This window comes from Bacillus sp. GMa5/1 (assembly GCF_050172015.1).
Lineage (GTDB): Bacteria > Bacillota > Bacilli > Bacillales > Bacillaceae_G > Bacillus_A > Bacillus_A cereus.
Window position 1 is genome coordinate 19,261 of record NZ_JBNLYC010000056.1, and the last position, 9,041, is coordinate 28,301.

Sequence of the window (9,041 nt, forward strand, 5' to 3'; positions counted from 1 at the left end):
TTCACATAAAAAAGCCTCTTTCTAAAAGATAGAAAGAGGCTTCTGTATATACAGTCAAAATGAGCTTCTTTCTTATCTTTCAAGTTACCTTGCTGGAATTGGCACAGTATTCATAACGAATCCGCTGCCGAGGTATCATAGGGCCAGTCCCTCCACCTCTCGTGATAAGAATTTTCATAAAATTATATTAAATTATTTTTTATTCTAAGTTCATTCCAAGTAAAAGTCAAGGAATTCCTATCCGAATTTACCGAATATCTAAAAATCCTTTTAATACACCAATTGTCTCAGGTGCTTGCAGTCTTGCACATACGTACGGAAATTCCGTACTACCTTCAAACATCATTTGAGATGTAAGCGGTGCGCCTGCCCAGAAGATTTCATCATCAATTACGATAAACGGGAATGCTTTATTTTGTCTTTGTAACTTTACATTTTTCAGTGGAACTGGTCCATCACTATAAACTGTTATTTGCGCATTTGTACGCATTAACGCTTGCCATACTCGCTTATCCACTTGTTTTGTACTTGGAAGTGAAATAATAATTTTTCGTTTTGCGGCTAAAATATCTTTTAATAACCCTTTCGGCTCTTCAAGATTCATTTCCATAAACCAGCGTAAACGTTTCGAAATTTTCCGTTCCCACAATTGTCTTGATGTCGTGCGATCATACACATCTCCGTGACGTTCTATATGAGCTGTTAATTGTGATAACGCTTGTTTTCTCGAAAGGTTTTTACGCATATAATGGCAATCTGATAATTGAATGAACTTCCCTCTCGCCCTTGTCACTGCTACATTGACGAGGCGATGGTTTTTGTGATCAAAGAATAATACGCCAGGTCGTTCTTGCGGATAACTGTCAACCGTATCAAAGATCATCATATCTCTTTCAGAACCTTGGAACTTATGAACTGTCGCCGCTAAAACTGGTATGTTTTGATATTTCGTTCTCTGCAACATTTCTCTAATACACGTCGCTAAAAAGCGTGACTGCGCCCTGTAAGGTGTCACAATACCAATTGATTGCACACCATCTAACAATCCGATTAACATCATTTGCATTGCTACTAAACCAGACATAATGTTAAAACGTGAACCAGAAGCAGCATCTTTTAACGAAAAAGCTCCCATTTGGCTCGTATCAAATAAAACACTCGCCTCATTTGCGAACGGTTGTAGTTTCGCAAGTTCCTTACGTTCTGAAACAGACGGATGATCGTATACTCTATTTTTATAAATAAACGAATTCGTAAACTTCGATATATCCGCATGCATACGTCTTTGTTCCTGCAACATAAATAGGTTTGGGTGTGCTTCTGATTTATTAACAGACTCAACAATCCCAGCATGGTAAAATATATCTTCCCCAAGCCATTTGCGAACGAGTTCATGATTTGCCATCGCAATTGGAGGTAACTGTAAAAAGTCACCGCAAACGACGATACGTTTTCCAAGTGAAGCAGCTAATGCAATTTGCGGAACATATGCCATACTTACTTCATCTACAACAACTAAATCAAATGTACGCTCATAAATAAGTGAATCAATGGCACATTTTGATAAAGTTGCGCCGATTACTTTTGCATTTTCAATATATTCTTTTTCTACTTCTTTAATTTTAGCCTTTTGCTTTCGAAGATCACTTTCAATCTCTTGTATACGCTTCTTATCAGCAGATGTTGCTTTATACGATAAGATTTTTTCACGAAGATCTTGTCGTGTCTCTTCTAAATAGAGTCTTTCCTCACCCCAAGATCCGTTCGTCGTTTCAACTAACTTCGACGCAAGTAACGTTTCATGATTTCGTATATGTTCATGTTGACTATAACCGTAACGAACAATTTCACCAGGCGTCCATTTCTTTTTCTTCTCAATTTGCTTCGTTACTTCACTCATTAATACGTCTACTGCCGCATTACTATGAGCTAACACAAGTACCGATTTTCCTTTTTGATAATGAGCCGAAATAATACGTGATAAATTGTAAGACTTCCCTGTTCCCGGCGGTCCCCATACGTACGTTGTCGGATTATAAAACGAACGATATGCCAGTTCATTTTTTGGATTTTTCATCTTCTCAATATGTTTCGGACTGCTCGTCCCATCAACAAGACGCTTTATACGATTACGTTTCAGCTTATCTTTACGTGCTTCTTTCAACCTCTCTTGTAGTTGCTCTAAAAGTTGCCACGGTTCACTATATAAAACAGCTTCTCGTATTTCACCTTGTATATAATCATTTAATTTCAGTTCTATTTCTAATCCATGTACAGACAATACTTCTCCTGTCGCTTCCTCACCATCAAACTCAATTCGAATGGGTGAACCTTCAGGTAAGCTTACTTCCGAAATAAGCTGAAATACGTATACTGTACTTTCATAATCTGTATATAAAAAACGACCATTCATGATAGAAATTTTACTACCACCTATCGTTTTCCAATGTTTAATTTCATATGCTAATGCATAATGCCACTCTTTCATCGTTTCCGATAATGAAGGAGTTTGAGTAGTTGTATTCATCGTATAATCTCCTTCCTTCTCCCCAAACATACTTTCTCACTATACCATATAACACGCTAAAATTTGTAAGGTTTTTATCTTGCTTATTTTCTTAATTTTCAATAATATATTGTATATAATTTTCAGAAAGAAGGAATCTACATGCCAGTTAGAAGAATTGAACACGTAGGACTTATGGTTGCAAACTTAGAAACATCTATTTCATTTTATGAAAAAGTAGTCGGCTTACAGCTCATGAAACGTATGGGTCATCCGAATCCAGACTTAAAACTCGCTTTTTTAGGTGTGGAAGAATCAAAAGAAACGATACTAGAACTCATTGAAGGCTACAACTCTTCTCTTCCGGCAGAAGGAAAAGTACATCACATTTGCTTTAAAGTGGATTCATTAGGGGATGAGATCGAAAGACTGAAGAAACACGCAGTAACCTTTTTACTAGGAGAAGAAATCGAAACATTACCAGATGGAACACGTTACATATTCTTCGCTGGTCCTGATGGAGAATGGATTGAGTTTTTTGAGACGGAGAGATAAAGTAAGACTTTAGGATAGAAAAGGAGCCGGAATTCCGGCCCTTGTTTTTAATGAAACATATTTTATTATAGGAATAAAAAGAAATAGGATATCCTCTCCTATTTCTTTTCTTAGTGTTATAAAAATCTTTCTAATAACTCTAACTTGCACAATGCTTCCCGTTAATATAATAGGCTGATTCTGTGAAAACTGTAAATACAACCTCTACTTCTGGAAGTCCAAAATCCATTACATATGTAGTAATGGCCTTGGCAAATCGATCACGAATTTCCTGTCCACGCTCGAACCATTTCACTTCAATAAGAGGAAACGCTTCTATTTCTTCTCCATTGAATACAAACGTAGAACTTGGTAGTTCCAAGGTGAAATTATCCGTACCACACTCACAGATATCTGCGAGTTCTTCTACTAATGGCTTGCTTATGCTTTTTAATTGTTCAGTAGTAATTCCACGAAACACAACATGCGGCATGTTATTCCCTCCGTTACATAGCTTTATATTTCCTCATATCATAACACAATTTATTTTGCTGCACTAACATCTATTCGTACATTTCAATGACATTCTTAAGAATGATCATATGTTATTGAAGCTAATATAATCAGGAGTTAAGGAAAAGCAGACTGATAGAATTAAAGGTGAAGAGGTAATACTTGACCTCAATTCTAATCGTCATATAATCAATGCCATGCACAAAATGACTCATCAAAAAGTATTATCTCATGAAAAGCAAGGATTTATTAAAATGACTCCAGAAAACATCGAAGCAGTACGTTGAGTAATTGATGAAAATAATAGTGAAACCTTACAACATAAAGAATAGTACCTCAAGATTTTGATTGGTTGGTATGAAGGCGATTTCTCCCTTATCGTTTTATGATATGCTAATAACATTTGGTAAAATACGGTATCTATAGACAGTCAAACACCTTTAAAGATACCTCGTCCAGTTCTTGCTGTTGCAAGATAAACAGCATATAATCAGTTAACCACCCACATTAGTAACGAACACATAAAGAAAAGGCATTCCAAATATGAAACGCCTTCTTTCGTTTTATAAAACCATCCAACACGCTGAACTTTTCAATTTAATATAATCACTCGTTTAACTAAAGAAATTGATTACGTGCATAACGCTCTTCTCACTTTTCTTGCAAAATTTAGTGGATCATCAACGTCTTCGATATTAACGTAAATTAAATTTGGATCATCACATAACCACTCATTGTGTATAGACGAAACGATTATTCCTTGTTTAATAATTGTCGCCACAAATTCAGTGACTTCTTTTTGTAAGAGTGCTACTCGGCCTAGGCATAATGCCCGTCCAGTTTTATTGTCTCGTGATTCGAATGAAAAGGAAGTTGTTACTCTAAAACGTTTTCCCAAGATTGTTGCTCGTATTTCATCTCGGTTTATTGTTGCCACGCATTTCCCACCAGCGAATCCTTCTTGACCGCCAATGATTCTTGCAAACTGTTGACAAATTGATTCCTCATTAACCGCCATACCTTTAATCATTCCTCCTTTTACTATTAGATTATGAATTCATACATAGGTCTGAAACGGCAATGAATCTAATCTATTATAAAAAAATGATGGCGATCTACCGAAAGCTATTAACTCAATTATTCTTGATCGTATGAATTGTTATCAGAGTTTAAATGGTGCAGAATTTTTATTTTATGCTTAATGGACATCGGAGACTGAAAGCAAAACTCAGCTATTATAATGGTAAGACATTTTTAAAGAGCATAAAAAAGACACCCTAAGGTGCCATCCTCCGACTTGAGAATTATATCTATGTATGGAGAAATTTAGAAAAGACAAATACAAAAGAGAAGATTCTAACTATAATTTATAGAACTCTTATGCCATGACTTACTTACATATTTCCTTATTTACCAGAAGAAGAATCTCAGTTACATTATTTTCTGAACAGTCTCGTTAAAGCCATACCAAGAAATCCAGCGCCCATTCCTATTAGCCATCCAGTTTGGGCATTACCTAACATAGATCCCACTCCTCCACCAAGAAACATACAGCCAACGAATACTAATCCTCCAATTCCCCAATTCGGCCGTTCCATAATTCAATCACATCCTTTCAATAAAATATATGCGATTAACTAGCCTAACTTTCTTGCATAGGATTGGTAATTATTTTGCTTATGTTTTATTGAAGGGCATTCAAAAGATGCGGAGATTGAGTCATTTATATAGATTGTAGAAATACGGGTATCAATCGTTATTAAAAATAACTGACGCATTTTAAACATCATCGATTTTATCATTTTGGACAACCTATTCTGTTAAATTGATATACATGCGAAAAAACTATCAAAATAAAACCCCAGAAATCCAAAGGTCTCTGGGGCTCCATTATATATTTAGCTCTTTTTGCTTTTTGTTTTGTTTATGTCTATACAGCAATTTTCGGCTTATTAGAGAAATCACTAATAAGGTCAGAATTAATAAGATAAGTTGCATAAATGATAAATCAAAATATTTAGCACCTGTAACGATTAAAAGTGTAGAAATCGTGCCTTTTACAACGAAAAAAATAATAACCCATAATCCGCCTTTTTTCCAGTTCATTTTATATTACCCTTTCCTACGTTTAAATTCTTAAAATATTTAATGATAGTTCTTAAATGTGACAACTTAATAGAAATCTATTATATTAACAAAAAATTCATGTCTAATTAAATGCAATGATTCTATATTAAGTGAAAATGATATTCATTGTCAATTTCATTGACTATTTGAATACTTATTATTTCTTTCTACTTTGTTTCTTATAAGCAATACGCTCTTGTATTCAAACAAAAACACCTCCATTGCATTTGCACACTTAGTATGCGAATGCAAGAGGTGTTTTTTCATATACCATCAGATAAGATTTCCTGCTTTGTTTATTTCTTGATACGTAGCTATTTTTTAATACACAATAACTGGATCATACGTGTTCAAACTATCATATACAGTTTTTGCAACATTAGGAAGAAGGTTCACACACCCACCTGATCCTCCTGTTAAATAAGCATTATTTCCCCAGTCTTTGCGCCAGCCGGCATCGTGGAATCCTTGACCACTATTTGTGAATGGAACCCAGTAATCTACTTTAACCGCATAATCAGCTTTTCCTACTGCGTTACCTCTTAGCGTATATGGTGTTCGTTTATATAGGACGTACCACACACCTGGTGATGTATCTTCACCAGTACTATGTTTACCAGTTACTACATTTGTTGTAACAACTAATTTTCCATCTTTGTAAATCCAAATTTGTTGCTCTGCAATTGAAACTTCTGCATACGTGTCTCCGATGCCATTATTCGATGTTGTTTTATAACCGATACCTTCCTTCTCCCAACCATTCCCGTGAATATTAGAAGCAGAAAGCGATTTTTCGCCTTTCTCAAAGGCTTGTTGAACTTGTTTAGTTTCTTTTTCAACATCTAGTGCCCAGCCGTATCCTTCTCCTTTTACTGATATGACTGAACCGGAATGAGTTTTAAATGAGAAATCTTTATTTAATGTTGATTTGGCATTATTAATTTCAGTAATTTTCTTCTTAATGTCACTCGCATCAATTGTAACTTTCATATCCTTTGACATAGAGGCATTTTGAATTAAATCTTTCGCTTTTAAAGGATAAACTTCATCCTGCACTTTATACTCAACAGACTGCCCAAGAAGATTCTGTAGTGCTTTCTCCTCTTTTTTGACAATCGGATCGTCTTCTTTAATAGGTTTTATGTATGCAGACTTCAGATGAATTTCGCTTTTATATTTTTGCTTATCATAATCTTTCAGTAGACTAGTAACATCATACTGTTTTCCTTCAACACTTTTCGAAATAACAATTTTCCCTTGTTCTAGCTTCGCCATAGCATCTTGAGGCGCTTTTAATTTCTCATTCATAGAGATGAGCTTTTCTTCTACAAGTTTTTTCATCGTTTCACTACGATACTGTTCTGCCTTCTCTGGTAGCAATGAATAATTTTCTCCCTTTGAGGAAGGGAAAAATGTCCACTGGTTTTTTAATAGTTTCTTAACTTGAGGCAAATCTTTTTCCGTAAGTTCTGTTTTTGTATCTTTTTCATCTAAAATTTGTTGTTGATCAACATAGACTTTGTTTGCTAGTCCAGATGTCTTTAATTTCTGTATTGCCTGATCAGCGCTCAGACCACCAACTTTTGTGTCATTAATTGTAACATTCGAATTGAAGTGAGTTGCCTGATAATAACTCATTCCCCCAATAAGAAGTGCAATTACACCAATACCCGCTGCAATAAACTTCCAATTTGTATAACGTTTTTTTGATCTTACTCGTTTTTGATCAATTTCTTCAACTGATTCATTTGTTGTATTGTTGTTCATCAATCTTTCCCCCGTATGCATTAACGTCAAACGATTTTCAACTAAAATCATAAACTAGTGTACCTTATTTTTCCTAAAATTTCATTATTTCCGACCACATTTTATCGCAATTTAATGATTAAATTTAGATTTTTCAATAGTACGATGCATTGCACAGCCCTTTACAAGTTATAAAATGAAATTTCAATCAACCGTTATACCAAGGAAATTAACTACATCTTCTTTGGAAAACTTTTTCTCTTTACGCAAATACGAATTATATTATCCATTTTATGAACATCACCTCCTAATTTTGTCAAAAAAATAAACGATAGTCCTTCTATCTAAAATGTAGAAGGACTATCGTTTTTTCAGTTAGAGTATTTGTATAATCGTTTAAGTTTTTATTTCCTGAAGGTCAAACTTGATGAAGATGATGAAATTTCATCTCATAGCCTTTAAATGAAAACATTATGTTTTTTATGGCAACCAAGTTTATTTTCTTAGCTTGATGTCCCCCACATATCCAGCAGCCTAAGATGAAGTAAGAGTCTGTTCAACTAGATTTTTTCTAATATTTTTAGGAGCATCTTATTTCGCCTCGTCATATTTCACTAATTGAATTTAAAACACATCCGTATGCTATTTAGTAAAATTTACGATTCGAGACGTAATTATTGCAGTAATCAAGATAATACTAGCGGTTATCAAGCCAGATTCTCCAATCCAAATCTCAGTTTGATACCCTGTACTTGCACGTGTGAAAGGTCCTTGAATAATGGCATTCCAAGTAGCATGGATGATAACCGAAGGCCAAATGCTACCTGTGATAAGTCGTAAATAAGCTATAATATAACCGAATGGTACAATACAAAGATAGATACCAAGTACTGAAAGAACGACAGATGGTCCCGCTACATATAGACCAGCAATAACTATTGGAACATGCCACGTTGCCCAAATCAATCCACTAATAAGGATGGGCCGTGAAAACTCTGCATCGACTAGCCTTGTGAGCATATAACCTCGCCAACCCATTTCTTCTCCCAAAGCTGGGATTAAGCCAAGCAAACTTCCGAAAATGCCGCTCAATACTACTAGATAAATGAAGCTGAATGGTGCCGTTACATACTGAAGCCCAAGCATATTGTAGATCGGTTCTAAAATAAACATACCAACTTCGGGATACTGAAACCCCGCAATTCCGCTCGACCAGGCGATAGAATAAGTAATTCCACAAATAATCATAGGGATTAGCAGAGCAAAACCAATCCCTTTCCATATCTTTAAGTTACCGAGACTAAAAGATACATCTTTAAACCCTTCTTTCAGTATTATGCGAGTCAAAATAGAAGATAATGCTGGGGTAAACATATATACCACAATAAGTGGCATACTTTTCGTAATTATTACTACTACATTTAGGATAATTGAAGTAATGATTAAGATACTCAGAAAAAGTTGAAGTCCTATTTTAGCACGTTGGATTTTATCTTTATTGTGGAACGATTTTGCGTGTAATATCATTTTAATCCGCCCTTCCCCTATAATTCACTTGTTTATCGAATATACTTCTTGTCATTTCCACAGACACAACTTAGAATAAAAATATTTT

General features: G+C 34.9%; 8 protein-coding genes, 1 pseudogene and 1 riboswitch. Of the genes and pseudogenes, 2 read left to right on the forward strand and 7 right to left on the reverse strand.

What is annotated here, in order from left to right; translation table 11 throughout:
• Positions 1–69: 69 nt before the first annotated feature.
• A riboswitch (SAM riboswitch) is annotated at positions 70–171 on the reverse strand.
• Positions 172–247: 76 nt separating this feature from the next.
• A complete protein-coding gene (locus ACQGSG_RS15045) occupies positions 248–2,557 on the reverse strand; it encodes an AAA domain-containing protein (protein WP_325842661.1) in 2,310 nt (769 codons plus the stop codon).
• A gap of 111 nt (positions 2,558–2,668) precedes the next feature.
• Here ACQGSG_RS15045 and ACQGSG_RS15050 point away from each other — a divergent pair, with 111 nt between their 5' ends.
• Complete coding sequence (locus ACQGSG_RS15050) at positions 2,669–3,061, forward strand: VOC family protein (protein ID WP_061654905.1); 393 nt, start codon at positions 2,669–2,671, stop codon at positions 3,059–3,061.
• Positions 3,062–3,200: 139 nt separating this feature from the next.
• On the opposite strand, the gene ACQGSG_RS15055 is transcribed toward ACQGSG_RS15050, so the two are convergent.
• Positions 3,201–3,533 (reverse strand): DUF1904 family protein, encoded by a 333-nt coding sequence (locus ACQGSG_RS15055; RefSeq protein ID WP_001120970.1) that lies wholly within the window; start codon positions 3,531–3,533, stop codon positions 3,201–3,203.
• Positions 3,534–3,663: 130 nt separating this feature from the next.
• Between ACQGSG_RS15055 and ACQGSG_RS15060 the strand changes: the two are divergent.
• A pseudogene (locus ACQGSG_RS15060) lies at positions 3,664–3,882 on the forward strand (DUF6241 domain-containing protein); the annotation flags it as partial.
• A 302-nt stretch (positions 3,883–4,184) separates the two neighbouring features.
• On the opposite strand, the gene ACQGSG_RS15065 reads toward ACQGSG_RS15060, so the two are convergent.
• The 5 genes from ACQGSG_RS15065 to ACQGSG_RS15085 form a co-directional block, all read right to left on the reverse strand.
• A complete protein-coding gene (locus tag ACQGSG_RS15065; protein ID WP_001986336.1) occupies positions 4,185–4,571 on the reverse strand; it encodes a DUF1259 domain-containing protein in 387 nt (128 codons plus the stop codon).
• Between the two features lie 418 nt (positions 4,572–4,989).
• Positions 4,990–5,151, reverse strand: a complete 162-nt coding sequence (locus tag ACQGSG_RS15070; protein WP_000441008.1) for a hypothetical protein — start codon at positions 5,149–5,151, stop codon at positions 4,990–4,992.
• 292 nt (positions 5,152–5,443) lie between these two features.
• Entirely contained in the window at positions 5,444–5,659 is a 216-nt protein-coding gene (locus ACQGSG_RS15075) for a hypothetical protein (protein WP_001104104.1), read from the reverse strand.
• A 342-nt stretch (positions 5,660–6,001) separates the two neighbouring features.
• The gene (locus tag ACQGSG_RS15080; protein ID WP_140337579.1) at positions 6,002–7,447 is read right to left on the reverse strand and encodes a L,D-transpeptidase family protein; all 1,446 of its coding nucleotides are present in this window, start codon (positions 7,445–7,447) and stop codon (positions 6,002–6,004) included.
• A 621-nt stretch (positions 7,448–8,068) separates the two neighbouring features.
• Positions 8,069–8,953 carry a CPBP family intramembrane glutamic endopeptidase gene (locus ACQGSG_RS15085; protein ID WP_000600470.1) on the reverse strand — a complete coding sequence of 295 codons (885 nt, stop codon included), beginning with the start codon at positions 8,951–8,953 and terminating at the stop codon, positions 8,069–8,071.
• Between the last annotated feature and the right edge of the window lie 88 nt (positions 8,954–9,041).

Bases quoted from the DNA above. Each gene is read 5' to 3' on its own strand.
- ACQGSG_RS15045 (WP_325842661.1), bottom strand. From the start codon at position 2,557: ATGTTTGGGGAGAAGGAAGGAGATTATACGATGAATACAACTACTCAA.
- ACQGSG_RS15075 (WP_001104104.1), bottom strand. From the start codon at position 5,659: ATGAACTGGAAAAAAGGCGGATTATGGGTTATTATTTTTTTCGTTGTA.
- ACQGSG_RS15085 (WP_000600470.1), bottom strand. From the start codon at position 8,953: ATGATATTACACGCAAAATCGTTCCACAATAAAGATAAAATCCAACGT.
- ACQGSG_RS15070 (WP_000441008.1), bottom strand. From the start codon at position 5,151: ATGGAACGGCCGAATTGGGGAATTGGAGGATTAGTATTCGTTGGCTGT.
- ACQGSG_RS15080 (WP_140337579.1), bottom strand. From the start codon at position 7,447: ATGAACAACAATACAACAAATGAATCAGTTGAAGAAATTGATCAAAAA.
- ACQGSG_RS15065 (WP_001986336.1), bottom strand. From the start codon at position 4,571: ATGGCGGTTAATGAGGAATCAATTTGTCAACAGTTTGCAAGAATCATT.
- ACQGSG_RS15055 (WP_001120970.1), bottom strand. From the start codon at position 3,533: ATGCCGCATGTTGTGTTTCGTGGAATTACTACTGAACAATTAAAAAGC.
- ACQGSG_RS15050 (WP_061654905.1), top strand. From the start codon at position 2,669: ATGCCAGTTAGAAGAATTGAACACGTAGGACTTATGGTTGCAAACTTA.